Source organism: Streptomyces sp. NPDC088733 (assembly GCF_044751185.1).
In the GTDB taxonomy this organism is placed as follows: Bacteria; Actinomycetota; Actinomycetes; order Streptomycetales; family Streptomycetaceae; genus Actinacidiphila.
The window spans coordinates 444,270-463,794 of record NZ_JBIVLH010000001.1 but is presented as its reverse complement, the minus strand read 5'-3'; the positions used below and the strand labels follow the sequence as shown (position 1 = coordinate 463,794).

Sequence of the window (19,525 nt, the reverse complement as noted above, 5' to 3'; positions counted from 1 at the left end):
GTGGGGCTCAGCGCACCCGTACGCGCGGATCGAGTGCCGCGTAGAGCACATCGGAGAGCAGACCGGCCACCAGGACGACGAGGGCGGTGAACATGCCCACGGCGGCGACCGCGTTGACGTCATTGGTGTTGATCGAGTTGACCAGCCACTCGCCCATGCCGTGCCAGCCGTAGATCTTCTCCGTGAAGGTGGCGCCGGTGAAGAGCAGCACGACGTTGTAGACCAGCAGCGGGACCACCGGCAGCACGGCGGTGCGCAGTCCGTGCTTCATCAGGGCCGCCCGCCGGGACAGGCCCTTGGCCCGGGCCGTGCGCAGGAAGTCGCTGCCGAGTACGTCCAGCATGGTGCTGCGCTGGTAGCGGCTGTAGAGCGCCACCTGGACGAGGATCAGGGTGAGGCTGGGGACCAGCAGGTGCTGGAGCCGGCTGAGCAGGATGTCCCAGGTGCCGGTCAGGCCCGGATCGTACTCGTTGGTGTACTCGATGAGCTTGAAGCCGACGGCCTCGTTGACGTCGATCGACCACAGCTTGAGCGTCACCGCGATCACGGGCACCGGCATCGCCAGGATGAAGAAGGAGCCCAGTGTGGCGACCCGGTCCGAGACGCGGTACTGCCTGATGGCGCCCCAGGCGCCGACCAGCACGCCGCCGATCGAGCCGACGATGGTGGCGATCAGCAGCAGCCGGGTGCTCACCCCGACGCGCCGGGCGAACTCGTCGTTGACCTGGCCGCCGGTGACGGTCCGTCCGAGGTCGCCGTGGGCCACACCGTCGGCCCAGTGGCCGAAGCGCACCACGAAGGGGGTGTCCGGGTTGAGGTTGTACTCGTCCAGGGTGGCCGACACGGAGGTGGCCGAGACCGGGGGGTTCCGGCCCAGGAAGTTGGACCTCGGGTCGAGGCTCAGCGCCGCCAGCGTGTAGGTGAGCGAGGCCGCGATGAGGACCAGCGCCAGATAGTTGACGAGTCGGCGCAGCAGATATCGGCCCACGAGTCACACACTCTCACTCGGTTGAAGATAATGAAAAATAATTCGGCGTTACGTTTCAGCCGGCTCTGGCATAGTGGTGCAACGCGGTTGAAACATTGGGGACGCATCCGTCTTCGCAGGTCGTGCGAGTGGGGGTGCGCGGCCCTTGCGGGTTGAGTGGGACTTTCGCAACGGAATTACATCCGCGTCAATGAAGGCCGGTTCGTCGTGATCGATCCTTTATTTTCTTGATCGAAACTTAACCTGACGATCGGGTAAACCCTTATTGGCGGACCGCGACCGAGGGATAACCCTTCATCGCCGCGGCGGCCCGGCCCGGGCCCGGTGAGCCGCAGTGCGCAATGTCCGGTTTTGCGGTCTGATGGGGGCTCAGGTGTCCTGTGCGGCACAGAGTTCCCTGAGGAGGCGGCCGATGCGACGGAGCGCGGCGGGTCGGGCCATGAGCGCGGCGGCCCTCGTCCTGGCGGCGACGGCGTGCGGGGGCGGAGGGAGCGGCTCGGGGGGCGAGCCGGACGGCAAGGACGTGCTCAGCGCCTCGTGGAGCGACCCGCAGAACCCGCTGGAGCCCGCCAACACCAATGAGGTGCAGGGCGGCAAAGTGCTCGACATGATCTTCCGCGGCCTGAAGCGCTACAACCCGAGGACCGGGGCCGCCGAGAACGTCGTCGCCGACTCGGTCTCGACCACCGACTCCCGCACCTTCGAGGTGCGGCTCAAGGACGGCTGGACGTTCAGCAACGGCGAGAAGGTCACCTCCGACTCGTTCATCAACGCCTGGAACTATGCCGCGCTGGTGACGAACAAGCAGGTCAATGCGCCTTTCTTCAGTTACATCGAGGGCTACGGCACGGTGCACCCGGCCAGTGGCGCCCCGACCGCCAAGGTGCTGTCCGGACTGGTGAGGAAGGACGCCCTGAACTTCACCGTGAAGCTCAACCAGACGTTCTCCAGCTGGCCCGACACCCTCGGCTACAACGCCTTCATGCCGCTGCCGAAGAGCTTCTTCACCGACCACGCGGCGTGGCTGAAGAGGCCGGTCGGCGACGGCCCGTACCAGGTCGACTCGTACACCAGGGGCCAGGTCATGAAGCTGCGCACGTGGCGCGGCTACAAGGGCGCCGACGCCGCGGTCAACGGCGGTGTGGACCTTCAGGTCTACACCGACAGCAACACCGCCTACACCGATCTGCAGGCCGGCAACCTCGACCTGGTCGACGACGTCCCCGCCCAGCAGTTGAGGCACGTCCGGTCCGACCTCGGCAACCGCTACCTCAACACCCCGGCCGGCATCATCCAGACCCTCGCCTTCCCGCTGTACGACAAGGCCTGGTCGGGGCCGCGCTCCGCCGAACTCCGCCAGGGCATCTCGATGGCGATCAACCGCGACCAGATCACCCAGCAGATCTTCCAGAAGACCCGCACGCCCGCCAAGGACTGGACCTCACCGGTGCTCGGCGCGCGGGGCGGCTTCGACGACACCATCTGCGGCGACGTCTGCCGTTACGACCCGGCGCGGGCGAAGCAGCTGGTCAAGGAGGCCGGCGGCATTCCCGGCGGCACCATGAAGATCACGTACAACGCCGACAGCGGGTCCCACAAGGACTGGGTGGACGCCGTCTGCAACAGCATCAACAACGCCCTGGGCAACGACAGGGCCTGCGTCGGCAATCCCGTCGGCACCTTCGCCGACTTCCGCAACCAGATCGCCAACAAGCAGATGAAGGGCCCCTTCCGGGCGGGCTGGCAGATGGACTACCCGCTGATCCAGAACTTCCTCCAGCCGCTGTACTACACCGGCGCCTCGTCCAACGACTCGCACTTCAGCGACCCGAGGTTCGACAAGCTGGTCGACCGGGCCAACGCTGAGACCGACCTCGCCAAGGCCGTCGCCACGTTCAAGGACGCCGAGCGCATCCTGCCCCAGCAGGTGCCGGCCATCGCGCTGTGGTACCAGAACGGCAGCGCGGGCTGGTCGGAGCGGCTGTCCGGCGTGGCGCTCAACCCGTTCAGCGTCCCCGTCTACAACCAGATCAAGGTCAGCTGACGCCGTGGGACGGTACGTCGTCCGCAGGCTGCTGCAGATGATCCCCGTGTTCATCGGCACCACCCTGCTGATCTTCCTCATGGTGTACGCGCTCGGCGACCCGGTGCAGGCCAAGTGCGGGGACCGCGCCTGCGACCCCGCCACCGCCGCGCAGGTCCGCCACGACCTCTACCTGGACCACCCCCTCGCGCAGCAGTACCTGCACTACATGGGGCAGATCTTCCAGGGCGACTTCGGCACGGCCTGGAACGGCCAGGCGGTCACCGAACTGATGCGGACCGCCTTCCCGGTCACGCTGCGCCTGACGATCGTCGCGATCCTCTTCGAGATCCTGATCGGCATCAGCCTCGGGGTGCTCACCGGGCTGCGCCGCGGCCGCCCGGTCGACACCGCGGCGCTGCTCGCCACCCTGATCGTCATCTCGGTCCCGACGTTCGTCTCCGGCTACGTGCTGCAGTACCTGCTCGGCGTCAAGTGGGGCCTGATCGCGCCCTCGGTCTCCATCGAGGCGCCCTTCGGTGAACTGATCGTCCCGGGCCTGGTCCTGGCGCTGACCTCGCTCGCGTACGTCACCCGGCTCACCCGCACCTCGATCGTGGAGAACGCCCGTGCCGACTACGTGCGCACCGCCGTCGCCAAGGGACTCCCGCGCCGCCGGGTGGTCACCCGCCACCTGCTGCGCAACTCCCTCATCCCGGTGGTCACCTTCATCGGCACCGACATCGGGGCCCTGATGGGCGGCGCCATCGTCACCGAGCGCATCTTCAACATCCGCGGCGTCGGCTTCCAGCTCTACCAGGGCATCCTGCGGCTGGACTCGGCCACCGTCGTCGGCTTCGTGACGATCCTGGTCATCGTCTTCCTCGTGGCGAACCTGCTCGTCGACCTCCTGTACGCGGTGCTCGACCCGAGGATCCGCTATGCCTGAGCCGGACGGCGGCGGCCCGGAGCGAGCCGGCAGCACCTTCAGCCCGAGCCGGGGGACCACCATGCCCGAACCCACCGACCACCCCGACGAGGCCATGGAGGCCGCCGGCGGCACCGGCGCCTCCATGGGGCTCGGGCAGGACGAGGCACGCAGCCTGGAGAAACCGCTTCCGGGCGGCCCCGGCGGCTCCGGCGAGACGGGACCGCCGATCGCGGACAAGCCGCGCAGCCTGTGGTCGGACGCCTGGCGCGACCTGCGGCGCAATCCGGTCTTCCTGCTCTCCGCGCTCGTCATCGTCTTCCTCGTCGTCATCGCGATCCGGCCGCAGCTGATCGCCGACGGCAATCCGCTCAGCTGCAACCTCGCCAACTCCCAGTTGGGGTCGTCGCCCGGCCATCCCTTCGGCTTCGACAACCAGGGCTGCGACGTCTACACCCGGGTCGTGTACGGCGCCCGCGCCTCGGTCACCGTCGGCCTTTGCGCGACCGTCGGCGCCGCGCTCCTCGGCAGCCTCCTCGGCGGCCTGGCGGGCTACTTCGGCGGCTGGACGGACGCCGTCCTCTCCCGGGTCAGCGACATCTTCTTCGGCATCCCCATCGTGCTGGGCGGCCTGGTCTTCCTGTCGGTGGTCACCAATTCCACGGTCTGGCCCGTGGTCGGCTTCATCGTGCTGCTGGGCTGGCCGCAGATCGGCCGTATCGCGCGCGGCGCGGTCATCACCGCCAAGCACAACGACTACGTGCAGGCCGCACGGGCACTGGGCGCCGGCAACGGGCGCATCCTGCTCCGGCACATCGCGCCCAACGCCGTGGCGCCGGTCATCGTCGTCGCGACCATCGCGCTCGGCACGTACATCGCGCTGGAGGCCACCTTGTCCTATCTCGGCGTCGGCCTGAAACCGCCCACGGTGTCCTGGGGCATCGACATCTCCCAGGCGTCCACCCAGATCCGCAACGCCCCGCACATGCTGCTGTGGCCCGCCGGGGCGCTCAGCGTGACGGTGCTGGCGTTCATCATGCTCGGCGACGCCGTGCGCGACGCCCTCGACCCCAAGCTGCGCTGATGGACGGAGGCGTGATGACCGGCCCGGTGACGGACGCGGCGGCGGCGCGGGACGCGGCGCCGCTGCTCGACGTCCGCGACCTGCACGTGGAGTTCCGCACCCGCGACGGCGTCGCCAAGGCCGTCAACGGCGTCAGCTACTCCGTGCGGTCCCGCCAGACCCTCGCCGTGCTCGGGGAGTCCGGCAGCGGCAAGTCGGTGACCGCCCAGGCGGTGATGGGCATCCTCGACTCGCCGCCCGGCCACGTCACCCGGGGCGAGATCCTCTTCCAGGGCCGGGACCTGCTCACCATGAGCGGCGAGGAGCGCCGCAAGGTCCGCGGCGCCCGGATGGCGATGATCTTCCAGGACGCGCTGTCCTCGCTCAACCCCGTGCTCACCGTCGGCGACCAGCTCGGCGAGATGTTCCGGGTGCACCGGGGCATGTCGCGCAAGGACGCCAAGGCCAAGGCCGTCGAACTGATGGACCGGGTCCGCATCCCGGCGGCGAAGGAGCGCGTGGGCCAGTACCCGCACCAGTTCTCCGGCGGTATGCGGCAGCGCGTCATGATCGCCATGGCGCTCGCCCTCGAACCCGAGCTGATCATCGCCGACGAGCCGACCACCGCCCTGGACGTCACCGTCCAGGCGCAGGTCATGGAGCTCCTGGCCGAGCTCCAACGCGAGTACGGGATGGGCCTGATCCTGATCACCCACGACCTCGGCGTGGTCGCCGACGTCGCGGACCACATCGCCGTGATGTACGCGGGGCGCATCGTGGAGACCGCCCCCGTCCACGAGATCTACAGGAACCCCGCCCACCCGTACACCAAGGGCCTGCTGGCGTCGATCCCGCGCCTGGACCACAAGGGCCGGGACCTGTTCGCCATCAAGGGCCTGCCGCCCAACCTGCTGCGCATCCCGCCCGGTTGCGCCTTCCACCCCCGCTGCCCGATGGCCCGCGAGAGGTGCCGCACCGACGAACCCGGGCTCTACCGGGTGAGCGACACGCGCGGCAGCGCCTGCCACTTCTGGAGGGAGTGCCTCGGTGGGCACGAGCACTGAACCCGTTCTCCAGGTGCGCGGGCTGGTCAAGCACTTCCCGCTCACCCAGGGCATCCTGGTCAAGAAGCAGATCGGCGCCGTCAAGGCCGTCGACGGCGTCGACTTCGACCTCCACAAGGGCGAGACCCTGGGCATCGTGGGGGAGTCCGGCTGCGGCAAGTCCACCGTCGCCCGGCTGCTGGTCAATCTGGAGCAGGCCACCGCGGGCCGCATCCTCTACAAGGGCGAGGACATCACCCGGCTGTCCGGGCGCGCCCTCAAAGCGGTGCGCCGGAACATCCAGATGGTCTTCCAGGACCCGTACACCTCGCTCAACCCGCGCATGACGGTCGGCGACATCATCGGCGAGCCCTACGACATCCACCCCGAGGTCGCCCCCAAGGGCGACCGCCGCCGCAAGGTGCAGGAGCTGCTGGACGTCGTCGGTCTCAACCCGGAGTACATCAACCGCTACCCGCACCAGTTCTCCGGCGGCCAGCGGCAGCGCATCGGCATCGCCCGCGGCCTGGCCCTGCGCCCGGAGATCATCGTCGCCGACGAGCCCGTCTCGGCGCTGGACGTCTCCGTCCAGGCCCAGGTCGTCAACCTGATGGAGCGGCTGCAGAACGAGTTCGAGCTGTCCTACGTCTTCATCGCGCACGACCTGTCCATCGTCCGGCACATCTCCGACCGCGTCGCGGTGATGTACCTCGGGCGGATCGTGGAGACCGGCGACGACTCCCAGATCTACGAACACCCCACCCACCCGTACACGCAGGCCCTGCTCTCCGCCGTCCCCGTGCCCGACCCCGAGGCCCGCGGGCACCGCGAACGCATCCTGCTCTCCGGCGACGTGCCCTCCCCGGCCGACCCGCCCTCCGGATGCCGCTTCCGCACCCGCTGCTGGAAGGCCCAGGAGCGCTGCGCCCTGGAGGTCCCCGAACTCGCCGTCCCCGCGGTCTTCCGCGGCCTGGACTCCCCGGCGGCGCACCCCAGCGCCTGCCACTTCGCCGAGGAGAGGACGGTGGTCCCCCCGGACCCCGCGGAGGGCTGACCCGCCGTACGCGCCCCGTCGCCGTGCCGATCGCGGTTACGCGCGGGCAACGCGCCCGACCCGCCCGCGACATGCGGACGCGGCAGGCTGGGCGCGTACGGCCGTGCGGGTGCCGTCCGCCGGCCGGGGCGACCTCGGGTCGCCCCGGCCGGCCACCGCAGGGCCCCGCGTTGAACGCGGGGCGCCCGCGCCCCGTATTCCCCCGGAACGCAAGGACACTGCTGCCGGAGGGGCCTGGGAGGTGGCCATGCGGCAGACGTATCGGCTCGGAGGAGCGATCTGTGCCGCCCTGGGAACGGCCGAGGCCGTCTGGGTGGCGCAGGACATCACCCAGTTCCGGGCGGAGGGCGCCCTCAGGGTGTGGACCGGGCTCGGAGTGCCGGTCGGCGGGGCACCGATGATCACCTCCACCGTGGACCTGCTGCTGCTCGGGCTGTACGCGGCCGGCGCGGTGGCCGCCTTCCGGCCCGGCGGGGTGGGGGTGCTCGGGGCCGCCGCCGTCATCACCCTGGCGCTGCGCACCCCCGCGGCCCTCCTGCTCGCCCCCGCCTCCGGCGGCGTCCTGCGCGGCCTCCAGGGGCCGTTGCTGCTCACCGCCGGCGGCCAGGTGGCCGGGGCGCTCCTGCTGCTCCTGGTCGTGCGCCGCAACGGCACGGACGCCCCCGCGCCGCCCAGACCCGCCGCGGGAGTGCTGGCGGGGCTGCTGCTGCTGGTCGCCGCGGCGATCACGGGCATCTGGGAGTTCACCCGCACCCACGGCGACCCGGCCGCCACCCCGCTGCCGCCCAGCTTCCTGTTCCGCACGGCCGTCGGCGGCTACCTCGTCAACTCCCAACTGGGCGCCCCCTTCGACTGGCAGGCCTGGGCGGGCACGGCCCTGGCCGCGGCCGCCGGGGCGGCGGCCCTGGCACGGGCGCCGTTCTCCCGGCCGCTGGGCATCTCGGTCGCGTGCCTGCTGGGGGCCGTCGCGGTCCCCGTCCTCGTCACCTTCCGGCTCCAGGCCCTGGGCGGCGCCGAGTTCGCGGCGGGCTTCTCGGCGGCCGCGGCCGTCGTGGCCGTCCTGCTGCTGATTCCCCGCCGGCCGGACCATGACGGGGCGCCGGAGGGCGACCCCTTCGCGGACGCGGAGGTGGTGCCGGCCGCCGACACCCTCAGCATGCCGCTGTTCGACCGGACGGCGGTCCTGCCCGTCGTCGACGCGTACGGGCCGCCGCCCGGGGAGGCCCGGGCGGCGTACCTGCGCGAGCCCCCGTTCGGCTAGGAAGCGCCGCCCGGGGTGGTGCTCCGTGAGGCTCGTGGTGCGTGGCCGGTGCGCTCGGGCCGGCGCGGCGGAGCCGGGGGAGGGACCGGGTCAGGACGCGGTGCCGAGTCCCAGTGCCCGCTTGAGGAAGGCGACCTGGAGCAGCAGGAGGTTCTCGGCGACCTGCTCCTGCGGGGTCATGTGGGTCACCCCGGACAGCGGGAGGACCTCGTGCGGGCGCCCGGCGGCCAGCAGGGCGGAGGACAGCCGCAGGGTGTGGGCGGCGACCACGTTGTCGTCCGCGAGGCCGTGGACGAGCATCAGCGGCCGCGCCCGCTCCGCCGGTGCGGACAGCCCGGCGTCGGTGACGAGGGAGTTGGCGGCGTACACGGCCGCCTGCTGCCCGGGGTCGCCGAGATAGCGCTCGGTGTAGTGGGTGTCGTACAGCCGCCAGTCGGTGACCGGGGCGCCGGCCACGCCCGCGTGGAAGACGTCCGGACGGCGCAGCACCGCCAGTGCGGCGAGGTAACCGCCGTACGACCAGCCGCGGATGGCGACCCGGCCGAGGTCCAGCGGGTAGCGGGCGGCGAGCGCGTGCAGCGCGTCGACCTGGTCGTCGAGGGTGACCCCGGCGAAGTCGCCGGCGATCGCCTTCTCCCACGCGGGGGAGTGCCCGGGGGTGCCGCGGCCGTCCGCGACGACGACCGCGAAGCCCTGGTCGGCCAGCCACTGCGCGTGCAGGTAGGCGCGCTGGGAGCGCACCACCATCTGGCCGTGCGGGCCGCCGTAGGGGTCCATGAGCACGGGCAGCGGCCCGTCGCCGTCCCGGTACCCGGAGGGCAGCAGGACCGCCGCGGGGATGTCCCGCCCGCCGGCGGTGGTGAGCGCGGGGCGGGCGGTCAGCACGGGGGTCTCGGCGTGCGAGGCGATCACGGACGCCTCCGCGCCGTCGCGCAGCACGCGCGTGGTCGCGGCCGGCTCCTCCAGCGAGGCGGACGTCAGCACGGTGACGCCGCCGGAGCGCACCGCGGTGTGGACGCCCGGGGTGCCGGACAGCCGGACCGGGCCGCCGGGCCCGCCGTCCGCCCGGTACACATGGATCTCGCCGGTCTCCGGGTCCTTGGCGCCGGCACCCGCCGAGGCGGTCAGCAGGAAGGCGTCCCCGTCGCTCCCGAGCACCGAACGCACGTGCAACTCGGGCCCGGTGAAGGCGCGTTCACCCACGACCAGGCACCGCGCGCCGCTCTCGTCGGTGATCCGCACCAGGCGCTCACCGCTCGCCCAGGCCGGCACTCCAGCGAAAAGATCGAGCCAGATTTCGTCGCGCTCGCGGTGCACCTCGCGGGTGCCGCCGGTGGCCGTGTCGACCGCCAGGTACACCTGCTCGCGCTGGTCCCTGGCCTGTACGAGCAGCAGCGGCGGGCCGGCCGCCGACCAGTGCACCCGGGCCAGGTACGGATAGCGCTCCCGGTCCCACTCCACGGGCGTCGCCGCGCCGTCCAGGGCCAGCAGCACCAGCGTGACCTGGGCGTTCGGCGTGCCGGCCGCCGGGTAGGCGACCTCGACGGGCTCCTGCCCGGGGTTGGCGGGGTCGGCGATCCACCAGCGCCGCACCGGGGTGTCGTCCACCCGCGCGGCGAGCAGCGCGCCGCCGTCCGGGGCCCACCAGTGGCCGCGGCTGCGGGACATCTCCTCGGCGGCGATGAATTCCGCCAATCCGTAGGTGACGCCGGGGCCCTCCGGCACGGCCAGCGCGCGGTCACCGCCGCCGTCCGCGTCCACCACGCGCAGCGCGCCGTCCGCCACATAGGCCACCCGGCGCCCGTCGGGCGAGGGCCGGGGGTCCGCCACCGGGCCCGGCACCGGGAGCTCCCGGGCGGTGCCCGCGGCCAGGTCCGCCGCGAACAGCCGCCCGGACAGCGCGAAGGCGGCCAGGGCGACCGCGTCGTCCGTCGCGTACGCCACGATGCCCGCCGAGCCCTCGCGGCTGCGTTCGCGCCGCGCCCGCTCCTGCGGCGACAGCTCCTCGTCCGCGCCGGCGAGCAGCGCCGCGGGGTCGGCCGCGACCCGCTCGGCCGCCGTGCCGCCGCCGGCGGGCAGGTCCAGCACCCACAGCAGGTGCGAGCGGTCGGTTCCGGACCGGGAGCGCAGGAAGGCGATGCGCCCGCCGTCCGGCGAGACGGAGAAGGCACGCGGGGCGCCGAGCGAGAACCGCTGCGTGCGGGCGTACTGCCGCGGGAAGGAGAGCGATTGCGTCATGCCGCGATCCTCCCACCGGGCCGGTCGCCGGACCCGGCGCGCGCACCCGCGAGAACCGGCCATGCGCCCCCGCGTGCTCCCGTGCACCGAGCTGTGCGGTCCACCACAAAGTTATGATCCATTGCCAAGAGTGGGTAACAACCGGTTGGCAACTGCTGTCGCGACCCTGAGGCCCTGGAGGTGAGCCGCTGTGGCACTCTCGATTTCGGCGGTGCTGCTGCTGCTGATCGTCGTGTTCCTGCTCGTCCGGAAGTCCGGGCTGAAGGCGGGCCATGCGGTGGTCTGCGTACTGCTCGGCTTCTATCTGGCGAGCTCGTCGATCGCCCCGACGATCAGGGACCTGACCAACAACGTCGCGGGCATGATCGGGGACTTCAAGTTCTGAGCCGTAGGCTCTCCCCATGACCGCTACGCCCGCCCGCCGGCTGCTCCTCGTCCACGCACACCCCGACGACGAGTCGATCAACAACGGCGCCACCATGGCCAAGTACGTCGCCGAGGGGGCCCTTGTGACGCTCGTGACGTGCACCCTGGGCGAGGAGGGCGAGGTGATCCCGCCGGAACTGGCCCACCTGGCCGCCGACCGGGACGACACCCTCGGCACGCAGCGGATCGGCGAACTGGCCGACGCCATGAAGGAGCTGGGCGTCACCGACCACCGGTTCCTCGGCGGCCCCGGCCGGTACCGCGACTCGGGGATGATGGGCGTCCCGCAGAACGAGCGGCCCGACTGCTTCTGGCAGGCGGACCTCGACGAGGCGGCCTCGTACCTCGTGGAGGTGATCCGCGAGACGCTGCCGCAGGTGCTCGTCACGTACGACCCCGACGGCGGCTACGGCCACCCCGACCACATCCAGGCGCACCGCGTCGCCATGCGTGCCGCGGAGCTGGCCGCGGACGCGTCCTGGAGACCGGACCTCGGCGACCCGTACACCGTCGCCAAGGTCTACTGGAACTGCATTCCGCGCTCCGAGGTCGAGAAGGGCTTCGCGCGGCTGCACGCGGCCGGCAGGTCCGCGCTGTTCGAGGGCGTCGCGAGCCCCGACGACCTGCCGGGCGTCGTGGACGACTCCGTGGCGACCGCGGTCGTCGACCTGGAGGGACGGCATGCCGCGCAGAAGACGGCGGCGATGCGCGCCCACATCACGCAGATCGCGGTGGACGGCCCGTTCTTCGCCCTCTCCAACGACCTCGGGCAGCCGCTCTTCGGCGCCGAGTACTACCGGCTGGTCCAGGGCGAGCCCGGGGTCGCCGACGGCCGTGAGGACGACCTGTTCGCGGGGGTGGTGGGGGCATGAGGCGGCTCGCGTACCCCGTACTGGCGGTGCTCGGCGCCGCCGTCGCCGTCGCCGGGGCGCTGGTCCAGGCGGCCTGGTTCCCCGGCGGGCTGATCCTGGCCCTTGCCGGGAGCGCGGCCCTGTTCTGGGGCGGCGGCAGGCTGACCGGCGGGCGGGTGGGGGCGGTGGTGCCGGCGGCCGTCTGGCTGCTCACCGTGATCTTCCTCAGCTCCGCGCGCCCGGAGGGCGACTTCCTGTTCGCCAATGGACTCAGCCCGTACATCTACTTGTTGGGCGGTGCGATGGCCGGCGTGATGTCGGCCACGCTTGCGCAACCCGGGCCTCCCGGCGGCGGATCGCTTGAGGCACGATAGGCGCCACGTTCCGTCCGTTACGATGCGCGCGTTGACCGCTCACGAACTGCGCGTCGTCCGATTTGGTGGATGACGTCGCATAAGTCCCGTTGGTACGGGCGGTCTCCCCCCGGCGGCAGGCGACTCCTCGGCGGTGCCCAGTATGGTGGTGCGCGCCGCCGGGCCGCCCGCGGAAGGCCGTGACGGGTGGCGAAGCGAACCGGGAGAGCCTGCATTGAGTCGTGAAACTGACCGTCCGTCCCCCGGCCACCAGGGCCGGGGCGGAGCCGCGTATCCCTCGGGCACCCCGCCGTACGGGACCCGCCCGTTTCCGTCGCTGCATCCGCAGGAGGGCCCGCGGGACGAGGCGGCCGCCGAAGGGGAGACCCCGGCCGCCGCAGCCGCGGGAGAGCCGAGGACCGAGACGACGCTGACCACCCGGGTCCGGATCAACATCCCCGGGTCCCGGCCGATTCCGCCCGTCGTGGTCCGTACGACCGTCGACGGCGGCGCCGAGGGCGAGGCCCCGGCCTCCCCGGCCGCCGGCCCCGCCGCCGAGGCGGCGCAGCAGCCCATGGGATGGACCGGGGGCGGCGCCGCCGGCCCCGGGCAGGGCGAGCCCGCCCCCGCGCCGGCACCGGCCGCCGAGCCGGAGCTCCCGGCGCAGGGCGGCTCCAAGCCGACCAGCGACTGGTTCGCCCCGCGCAAGGCCACCCCGGCCCCGCAGGCGCCCGAGGCGGCGGCACTGCCCGCCCCCGCACCGGCCCCGGCACCCGCTCCGGCGCAGGACTTCGCTCCCGCCCAGGACTTCGCCCCGGCGCAGGAGTTCGCTCCCGCCCAGGACTTCGCCCCGGCGCAGGACTTCACCGCCCCGGAGACCACGCAGCCGATGCAGCTCGGCGACCTGCCGATGCGCAACGGCGGGCCGGGACGCGGTCCCGGCCGTCCGGGCGGCCCCGCCGCGTCCGGCGGCGGCCCCATCCCGTACCTCACCGACGGCCCCATGGGCCCGGGCGGGCCCGGCGGCCCGGGTGCTCCCGGCCCCCGGCCGTTCCCCGGCCAGGCGGGCCCCGGCGGGCCGTCGGGGCCCGGTGCGCCCGGTCCCGGCGCCGGTGGCCCCGGCACCCCGTTCCGCGGCTTCCAGCCCCCGTCCGGCCCCACCACGGGCCCCGTGACCGGCGACATGCGGATCCCCCCGGCCGGTGCCCCGCACGCCGCGCAGTCCCCGGCGCCCTTCCCCGCCGCGTTCGCGCCCGCGGGTGAGCGGCTGTCCGGTGACACGGTCGTCAGCGGCATCCCGGCCGTGCCCCCCGCGGGCCCCTCGGTGACCCGCCCGGTCCCGGCGGCCGGGGGCGACGCGTACCACTTCCAGAAGGACGAGGAGCCGGCCCCCAAGCCCAAGGGACGCTCCAAGCTGATACTGGCGGGCGCGGCCGTGGTGGTCCTGCTCGGCATCGCCTACGGGGCGGGTCTGCTGATGGACCACTCCGACGTCCCGGCCGGCACCACCGTCTACGGCGTGGACATCGGCGGCAAGTCCAGCGACGACGCCATGGCGTCGCTCGACGCGGCGCTCGGCAGCCGCAAGGACGCGCCGATCACCGTCACCGTCGGCGACCAGACCAGGAAGCTCAAGCCCTCGGCCGCCGGTCTCGTCCTCGACACCGACGCGACCGTCCGCAACGTGGCGCACCGCGACTACAACCCGGTCACGGTGATCGGCTCGCTGTTCGGCGGCAGCCGCGAGGTCGACCCGGTCGTGGACACCGACAAGGACAAGCTCCGCGCGCAGCTGGAGAACCTCTCCGCCGGCCTCGGCGGCGCCGGCTCCGAGGGCAAGGTGACGTTCGTGTCCGGCAAGGCCGTGGCCGTCGCCGGCAAGCCGCACCAGGCCGTCGACGTCGACGGCTCGGTGGACAAGCTGACCGCGGCCTACGCCACGCAGCTCGCCAGCGGCAAGCCCGGCCTGGTCACCCTGGCGGCCACCACCGTCGAGCCCAAGGTCACCCAGGCCGCGCTCGACGACGCGGTCAACGGCTTCGGCAAGACCGCCATGTCGGGCTACGTGTACGTGAAGGCCGGCAACGGCTCCCCCGTCCCGTTCAGCCCGGAGCACTCGCTCTCGGAGATCCTGTCCATGGTCCCGGACAAGGACGGCAACCTGAGCCCGTACATCGACACCAAGGTGCTCAAGGAGCTGTACGGCGGCGCCTTCGACGGCGTGCTGGTCACCCGCGGGGACGGCAGCAAGACCGCCGTGACCCCGCAGGACGTCGCCTCGGCCATGCTGCCCGCGCTGCGGACGGACGACCCGCAGAAGAAGACGGTCACCGTGGAGGGCACCTCCTGACCGGCTGAGCTCCGCGTCACGAAGGCCATGGGTGTGGCCCCGGTACCCGTACCGGGGCCACACCCATGACATCTGTCATGCGCGGAACGGGACGCCCGGCACTGCCGGGCGGGGCCCCGCACCGGCGAATCTGCTGCCATGACCGCCATCGCGTTCACGCACGTGACGAAGAACTTCGGCCCGGTACGGGCCGTCGACGACCTGACCCTGACCCTCCACCCGGGCGAGACCGTCGCCCTCCTCGGCCCCAACGGCGCCGGCAAGTCCACCGCGCTGGACCTGCTGCTGGGCCTGCGCACCCCCGACTCCGGCACCGTCGAGCTCTTCGGCCGCCCCCCGCGCCGGGCGATCTCCGAGGGGCTGGTCGGCGCGATGCTGCAGAGCGGCGGCCTCATGGAGGACGTCACCGTCCGGGAGATCGTGCGGCTCGCCTGCGACCTGCACCCCCGCCCGCGTCCCGTCGCCGAGGTGCTCTCCGGCGCGGGCCTGGACGCGATCACCGACCGCAAGGTCAACAAGCTCTCCGGCGGCCAGGAGCAGCGGGTGCGCTTCGCCATGGCGACCGCCGGGGCGAGCGACCTGCTGGTCCTGGACGAGCCCACCACCGGCATGGACGTCTCCGCGCGCCAGGCCTTCTGGGACGCCATGCGCGGCCAGGTGCGGCAGGGCCGCACCGTGCTCTTCGCCACCCACTACCTGGAGGAGGCCGACGCGGTCGCCGACCGCGTGCTCGTCCTCCAGGGCGGCCGGCTGCTGGCCGACGGCACCGCCGCGGAGATCAAGGCCCGCGCCGGCGCCCGGCGGATCGTCTTCGACCTCGACGACGCGTGGGACGAGGCGGCGCTGCTCGCCCTGCCCGGCGTCACGGCGGCCGAGGTGACCGGCCGCACCGTGCGGCTGCGCTCCACGGACGCCGACGCGACCGTGCACGCCGTCTACGCCGCCGGGCTCTACCCCCGGCACCTGGAGGTCGCCGGACTCGGCCTGGAGCAGGCCTTCCTGGCGATCACGGCCGCCACAGCGGACATGTCCGAGGACGAGGAGGTGGCGGCCCGATGAGGACGCTGGTCACGCTGGAGATCCTGCGCGTGCTGCGCAACCGCAAGTTCATGTTCTTCTCGGTGCTCTACCCGGTGCTGCTCTTCCTGATCCTGACGGCAGGTCAGAACAGCACCCTGGTGACGTACTACATGGTCGCGATGTGCGCCTTCGGGGCCATGACCGCCGTGCTCATGGGCAACTCCGAGCGCATCGCCCGCGAACGCGACAAGGGCTGGGTCCGGCAGCTGCGGCTGACCGCCCTGCCCGGCCGCGGCTACGTCCTGGCGAAGATCGCCTCGGCCGCCACCGTCAGCCTGCCCTCCATCGTCCTGGTCCTGATCGCGGGCGCGGCCGTCAAGGGCGTGCGGCTGGACGCCTGGCAGTGGGGCGGCGTGCTGCTGACCAGCTGGGCCGGCAGCTTCGTCTTCGCCGCGCTGGGCGTGGCCATCGGCTACGTCGCCACCGCCGACGTGGCGCGCCCGGTCGCCATGATCGCCTACTTCGGGATGGCACTGCTCGGCGGCCTGTGGATGCCGTACAGCTCTTTCCCGGGCTGGCTGCGGCGCATCGCGGACGTGCTCCCGGCACGCCCGTACGCCGCGCTCGGCCAGGCCGTCGAGCTCGGCCACGCCCCGCACCTGCGCGACGTGGCGGTGCTCGTGGTCTACCTGGTGCTCTTCGCGGGCACAGCCGCTTGGATGTACCGCAAGGACACCGCGAAGGCCTGACCGCCGCGACGGGACCGGGAAGAACGACGGAGAGGAAGACGCCGTGGCGGACCACGACAACACGGCGATCGGCCGGGCGCCGGAGAACCGCCGGCAGGCGGTCGTGAAGCTGATCTGGATCGCGATGTGGATGCTCTACCTGGGCTCCCCCGTCAGCGACCTGGCCGACGGCGGCCACGCCCTGCCCGGCACCCTGCTGGGGTGGGCCGGGCTCGCCGCCTACGTCACGCTCTACCTCGGGCTGGTCTTCCGGCGGACCAACGCCGAACGGCAGCCGCGCTGGGTGTACGGGGTGCTGGGGCTGCTCGGTCTGCTCGCCCTCGTGCTGGGGCTGACCCTCGGCAGCGCGTTCCTCGTGCTCTTCGTCTACCTGTCGGTGGCCTGCGGCGCCGTCCTGCCCGTCCGCCAGGCGCGCTGGGCGATCCCCCTGGCCACCGCCGCGCTCGCCCTGTGCGCCGCGCCCGTCGGCGTGAACGGCATCACGCTGGTCTCCCTGCTCGTGCCGTGCATGCTCGGCGGCTTCGCCATGACCGGCGTACGGCAACTGGTCCGCACCACCCGGGAACTGCGCGAGGCCCGCGAGGCCGTCGCGCAACTGGCCGCCACCGAGGAACGGCTGCGGCTCGCCCGCGATCTGCACGACCTGCTGGGGCACTCGCTGTCCCTCATCACCCTCAAGAGCGAACTCGCCGGACGGATGCTGCCCGACCGGCCCGGCGACGCCGCCGCGCAGGTCGCCGACATCGAGCGGGTCAGCCGCCAGGCCCTCGTCGACGTCCGCGAGGCCGTCACCGGCTACCGGCGGCCCAGCCTCGCCGACGAACTGATCGCCGCCCGCGGCGCCCTGCGGACCGCCGGCATCCACGCCGACCTGCCCGCCGAGGTCACCGCCTCCCTCACGTCCGACACGGAGGGCGCGCTGGCCTGGGCCCTGCGCGAGGCGGTCACCAACGTCGTACGGCACAGCGGCGCCCGGAACTGCGCCGTCTCCGTCGGCGAGGACGGCGCAACGGTGTGCCTGACCGTCTCCGACGACGGGCACGGCCCCGGCGACGCCGGGCCCGGCAACGGCCTCACAGGGCTGGAGGAGCGCCTCGCACTCGCCGGCGGCCGCCTGGAGACCGAGGGCGGACGCGGCTTCACCCTCCGCGCCTTCGTCCCGGCGGGCTACGCTGCCGCCCATGATCCGGGTGCTGCTGGCGGAGGACCAGTCGATGGTGCGCGAGGCGCTGGCCGCCCTGCTGGGGCTGGAGGCTGACATCGAGGTCGTCGCGCAGGTCGCCTCGGGCGACGGGATCGTGGCCGCCGCCCGGGAGGCCCGGCCGGACGTCGCGCTGCTCGACATCGAGATGCCCGGCACCCTGACGGGCCTCGACGCGGCTGCCGCGCTGCGGGCCGAACTGCCGCACGTGCGCGTCGTCATCGTCACCACCTTCGGCCGCCCCGGCTACCTGCGGCGCGCCATGGAGGCCGGCGCCGACGCCTTCCTGGTCAAGGACGCCCCCGCGGCGCGGCTCGCGGACGCCGTGCGCGCCGTCCTGCGCGGCGAGAAGGTCATCGACCCCGCCCTCGCCGCGGCCGCCCTCAGCGAGGGCGCCGACCCCCTCACCGCCCGCGAGCGCGACGTCCTGCGGGCGGCGGCCGACGGCTCGGTCAACGCGGAGATCGCGCGACGGCTGCATCTCTCCGAGGGGACGGTGCGGAATTATTTGTCGACCGCGATGCAGAAGGCGGGGGCGCGGAATCGGGCGGAGGCGGTCCGGGTCGCCCTCGAGCGCGGCTGGCTCTGACCCTTTCCCTCCCCGCCCGCCCTCCCTCCCCCAACCTTCGGCCGGGGGTGCCCCCAGCCCTGTGAAGTCACGCGCCCCGACGCAAGTTGTTGGGGGGCCGGGTTCGGGGCCCCCGGGGCTGCCATTCTGGACAGCACATTTAGGTGCCTCAGGCACTCGGATTGATCGCTCCGGGTTGTGCACCCAAATATGCTCCACAGTCCAGAACGCCACCCTCCCCCAGCTACCGCTGGGAGGTGCCCCCAACTCCCCCGCCCCCTCCGTCTCGTATCGCGCCTGATCCCCGGTGGGTGGGTGAAGAGGCGGTCCGGGGTTGCTGCAAGTGCTCTCTGAACCCCCACCGGCCGTCAGTCGCCCCAACCGGCCCGGGAGGGGGTGCGCCGGGGTCCGCCCGCAGGGGACGAGCGGCGACCGCGGTGCGCAGCACGTTGGCGTAGACCGCGAGCCCCGAGGACGGACTCCGGAGCGGCGCCGACCCCACAACGCACGCAGCGCAGGGCCCGCACTTACCGCGCCGGGTACACGGGCGGGAGGGTGGGGAAAAGCCCAGGCACACAACCTCAGTTGAGGCGTGCGCGGGCGGCCCGGGCCTGATGACGCAACGCCCCAGCCACGCCAGGCTCCACCGCGTCGAGGGCGTCCGCGTACGCCTCCATCTCCGCCGCGCCCCGCGCGAACTCCCCCGCCCGCACCAGCAGTTGCGCATGCTCCTGGCGCAGCCGCGCCGGATGGTGGGGCAGCAGCAGCGCGAGCTCCACGGCCCACAGCTGCACCGCGAGGTGCTCGGGGCGGGCGTCGGCCCAGGCGCGGATGTTGTTCAGGACGCGCAGCACGATGTCGAGCGGGTCGGCCGGGCTGAGCATCGCGGGGGACAGGCCCGAGCCGGTGGCGCCGGCCACGAGGAGGCGGACGTCCTCGTCGCCGAGGGGGCGGCCGCCGTTGAAGGGGTCGGCGAGCACGAACGCGCCGGCCGGGTCGCCGAAGCCGACCACGAAGTGGCCGGGCAGGGCGACACCGTAGACCGGGGCGCCGGCCCGGCGGGCGACCTCGATCCACACCACGGAGAGCAGGATGGGCAGTCCGCGCCGCCGTCGCAGCACTTCGTGCAGCAGGGAGGAGTCCAGCCGCTGGTAGTCCGCGGGCGTGCCGCCGAAGCCGAGCCGGCCGCCGAGCAGGGCGGCGGTGGCGGCGGCCCAGTCGGCGGGGCGGGTCAGCCCGTACGGCAGGAGCCCGGCGAGCCGGTCGAGTTCGATCTGCGCGGCGTCCGTTCCCGCCTCGCCGAGGTCCGGGTCGGCCTCCTCGCCGATGAGCAGGCAGAGCGTCGCCAGGTCCGGGCGCGGGTCGCGGGCGGCCTCGGTGAAGCGCGGCCTGACCGTGTCGTCCATGCC

Annotated in this window: 17 protein-coding genes; 14 read left to right on the top strand and 3 right to left on the bottom strand. The window is 72.9% G+C overall.

Translation table 11 applies throughout. The features are described from left to right. Nucleotides 1-7: 7 nt before the first annotated feature. A complete protein-coding gene (locus ACIP64_RS02115) occupies nt 8-988 on the bottom strand; it encodes an ABC transporter permease (protein WP_401580697.1) in 981 nt (326 codons plus the stop codon). A gap of 412 nt (nt 989-1,400) precedes the next feature. On the opposite strand from ACIP64_RS02115, the gene ACIP64_RS02110 reads away from it, so the two are divergent. The 6 genes from ACIP64_RS02110 to ACIP64_RS02085 all read left to right on the top strand — a co-directional run bounded on the left by ACIP64_RS02110 (nt 1,401) and on the right by ACIP64_RS02085 (nt 8,360). Continuing rightward, nucleotides 1,401-3,032 (top strand): ABC transporter substrate-binding protein, encoded by a 1,632-nt coding sequence (locus tag ACIP64_RS02110; RefSeq protein ID WP_401580695.1) that lies wholly within the window; start codon nt 1,401-1,403, stop codon nt 3,030-3,032. A gap of 4 nt (nt 3,033-3,036) precedes the next feature. After that, nucleotides 3,037-3,960, top strand: coding sequence for an ABC transporter permease (locus ACIP64_RS02105; protein ID WP_401580694.1), 924 nt, complete (start codon nt 3,037-3,039; stop codon nt 3,958-3,960). A gap of 61 nt (nt 3,961-4,021) precedes the next feature. Beyond that, entirely contained in the window at nt 4,022-5,023 is a 1,002-nt protein-coding gene (locus tag ACIP64_RS02100; protein ID WP_401581147.1) for an ABC transporter permease, read from the top strand. 14 nt (nt 5,024-5,037) lie between these two features. Further along, nucleotides 5,038-6,066 (top strand): ABC transporter ATP-binding protein, encoded by a 1,029-nt coding sequence (locus ACIP64_RS02095; protein WP_401581144.1) that lies wholly within the window; start codon nt 5,038-5,040, stop codon nt 6,064-6,066. Continuing rightward, the gene (locus tag ACIP64_RS02090; protein WP_401580692.1) at nt 6,050-7,099 is read left to right on the top strand and encodes an ABC transporter ATP-binding protein; all 1,050 of its coding nucleotides are present in this window, start codon (nt 6,050-6,052) and stop codon (nt 7,097-7,099) included. Before ACIP64_RS02095 ends, ACIP64_RS02090 begins: the two co-directional genes overlap by 17 nt. A 247-nt stretch (nt 7,100-7,346) precedes the next feature. After that, nucleotides 7,347-8,360: a hypothetical protein gene (locus tag ACIP64_RS02085; RefSeq protein ID WP_401580690.1), complete on the top strand. Its 1,014-nt coding sequence runs from the start codon at nt 7,347-7,349 to the stop codon at nt 8,358-8,360. A gap of 90 nt (nt 8,361-8,450) precedes the next feature. On the opposite strand, the gene ACIP64_RS02080 is transcribed toward ACIP64_RS02085, so the two are convergent. After that, nucleotides 8,451-10,598, bottom strand: coding sequence for an alpha/beta fold hydrolase (locus tag ACIP64_RS02080; RefSeq protein WP_401580688.1), 2,148 nt, complete (start codon nt 10,596-10,598; stop codon nt 8,451-8,453). 190 nt (nt 10,599-10,788) lie between these two features. Between ACIP64_RS02080 and ACIP64_RS02075 the strand changes: the two genes are divergently transcribed. The 8 genes from ACIP64_RS02075 (at nt 10,789) to ACIP64_RS02040 (ending at nt 18,137) form a co-directional block, all read left to right on the top strand. Then, complete coding sequence (locus ACIP64_RS02075) at nt 10,789-10,983, top strand: hypothetical protein (protein ID WP_319665541.1); 195 nt, start codon at nt 10,789-10,791, stop codon at nt 10,981-10,983. A 16-nt stretch (nt 10,984-10,999) separates the two neighbouring features. Beyond that, nucleotides 11,000-11,896, top strand: a complete 897-nt coding sequence (gene mshB / locus ACIP64_RS02070; RefSeq protein WP_401580685.1) for an N-acetyl-1-D-myo-inositol-2-amino-2-deoxy-alpha-D-glucopyranoside deacetylase — start codon at nt 11,000-11,002, stop codon at nt 11,894-11,896. Continuing rightward, nucleotides 11,893-12,249, top strand: coding sequence for a DUF6113 family protein (locus ACIP64_RS02065; protein WP_360907401.1), 357 nt, complete (start codon nt 11,893-11,895; stop codon nt 12,247-12,249). The genes mshB and ACIP64_RS02065 overlap by 4 nt, the downstream gene beginning before the upstream one ends. A 214-nt stretch (nt 12,250-12,463) precedes the next feature. Continuing rightward, a complete protein-coding gene (locus tag ACIP64_RS02060; protein WP_401580683.1) occupies nt 12,464-14,578 on the top strand; it encodes a hypothetical protein in 2,115 nt (704 codons plus the stop codon). 138 nt (nt 14,579-14,716) lie between these two features. Next, nucleotides 14,717-15,637 carry an ABC transporter ATP-binding protein gene (locus ACIP64_RS02055; RefSeq protein WP_401580682.1) on the top strand — a complete coding sequence of 307 codons (921 nt, stop codon included), beginning with the start codon at nt 14,717-14,719 and terminating at the stop codon, nt 15,635-15,637. Beyond that, nucleotides 15,634-16,347, top strand: a complete 714-nt coding sequence (locus tag ACIP64_RS02050) for an ABC transporter permease (protein ID WP_401580680.1) — start codon at nt 15,634-15,636, stop codon at nt 16,345-16,347. The genes ACIP64_RS02055 and ACIP64_RS02050 overlap by 4 nt, the downstream gene beginning before the upstream one ends. A gap of 43 nt (nt 16,348-16,390) precedes the next feature. Further along, a complete protein-coding gene (locus tag ACIP64_RS02045; RefSeq protein WP_401580678.1) occupies nt 16,391-17,605 on the top strand; it encodes a sensor histidine kinase in 1,215 nt (404 codons plus the stop codon). After that, a complete protein-coding gene (locus tag ACIP64_RS02040; RefSeq protein ID WP_401580676.1) occupies nt 17,529-18,137 on the top strand; it encodes a response regulator in 609 nt (202 codons plus the stop codon). Before ACIP64_RS02045 ends, ACIP64_RS02040 begins: the two co-directional genes overlap by 77 nt. Nucleotides 18,138-18,697: 560 nt before the next feature. On the opposite strand, the gene ACIP64_RS02035 is transcribed toward ACIP64_RS02040, so the two are convergent. Beyond that, nucleotides 18,698-19,522, bottom strand: a complete 825-nt coding sequence (locus ACIP64_RS02035; protein WP_401580674.1) for a transglutaminase-like domain-containing protein — start codon at nt 19,520-19,522, stop codon at nt 18,698-18,700. Between the last annotated feature and the right edge of the window lie 3 nt (nt 19,523-19,525).

Coding starts and splice junctions, on each gene's coding strand:
- ACIP64_RS02110 (WP_401580695.1), top strand. CDS start 1,401: ATGCGACGGAGCGCGGCGGGTCGGGCCATGAGCGCGGCGGCCCTCGTC.
- ACIP64_RS02085 (WP_401580690.1), top strand. CDS start 7,347: ATGCGGCAGACGTATCGGCTCGGAGGAGCGATCTGTGCCGCCCTGGGA.
- ACIP64_RS02035 (WP_401580674.1), bottom strand. CDS start 19,522: ATGGACGACACGGTCAGGCCGCGCTTCACCGAGGCCGCCCGCGACCCG.
- ACIP64_RS02050 (WP_401580680.1), top strand. CDS start 15,634: ATGAGGACGCTGGTCACGCTGGAGATCCTGCGCGTGCTGCGCAACCGC.
- mshB (WP_401580685.1), top strand. CDS start 11,000: ATGACCGCTACGCCCGCCCGCCGGCTGCTCCTCGTCCACGCACACCCC.
- ACIP64_RS02100 (WP_401581147.1), top strand. CDS start 4,022: ATGCCCGAACCCACCGACCACCCCGACGAGGCCATGGAGGCCGCCGGC.
- ACIP64_RS02055 (WP_401580682.1), top strand. CDS start 14,717: ATGACCGCCATCGCGTTCACGCACGTGACGAAGAACTTCGGCCCGGTA.
- ACIP64_RS02095 (WP_401581144.1), top strand. CDS start 5,038: ATGACCGGCCCGGTGACGGACGCGGCGGCGGCGCGGGACGCGGCGCCG.
- ACIP64_RS02080 (WP_401580688.1), bottom strand. CDS start 10,598: ATGACGCAATCGCTCTCCTTCCCGCGGCAGTACGCCCGCACGCAGCGG.
- ACIP64_RS02040 (WP_401580676.1), top strand. CDS start 17,529: ATGATCCGGGTGCTGCTGGCGGAGGACCAGTCGATGGTGCGCGAGGCG.
- ACIP64_RS02065 (WP_360907401.1), top strand. CDS start 11,893: ATGAGGCGGCTCGCGTACCCCGTACTGGCGGTGCTCGGCGCCGCCGTC.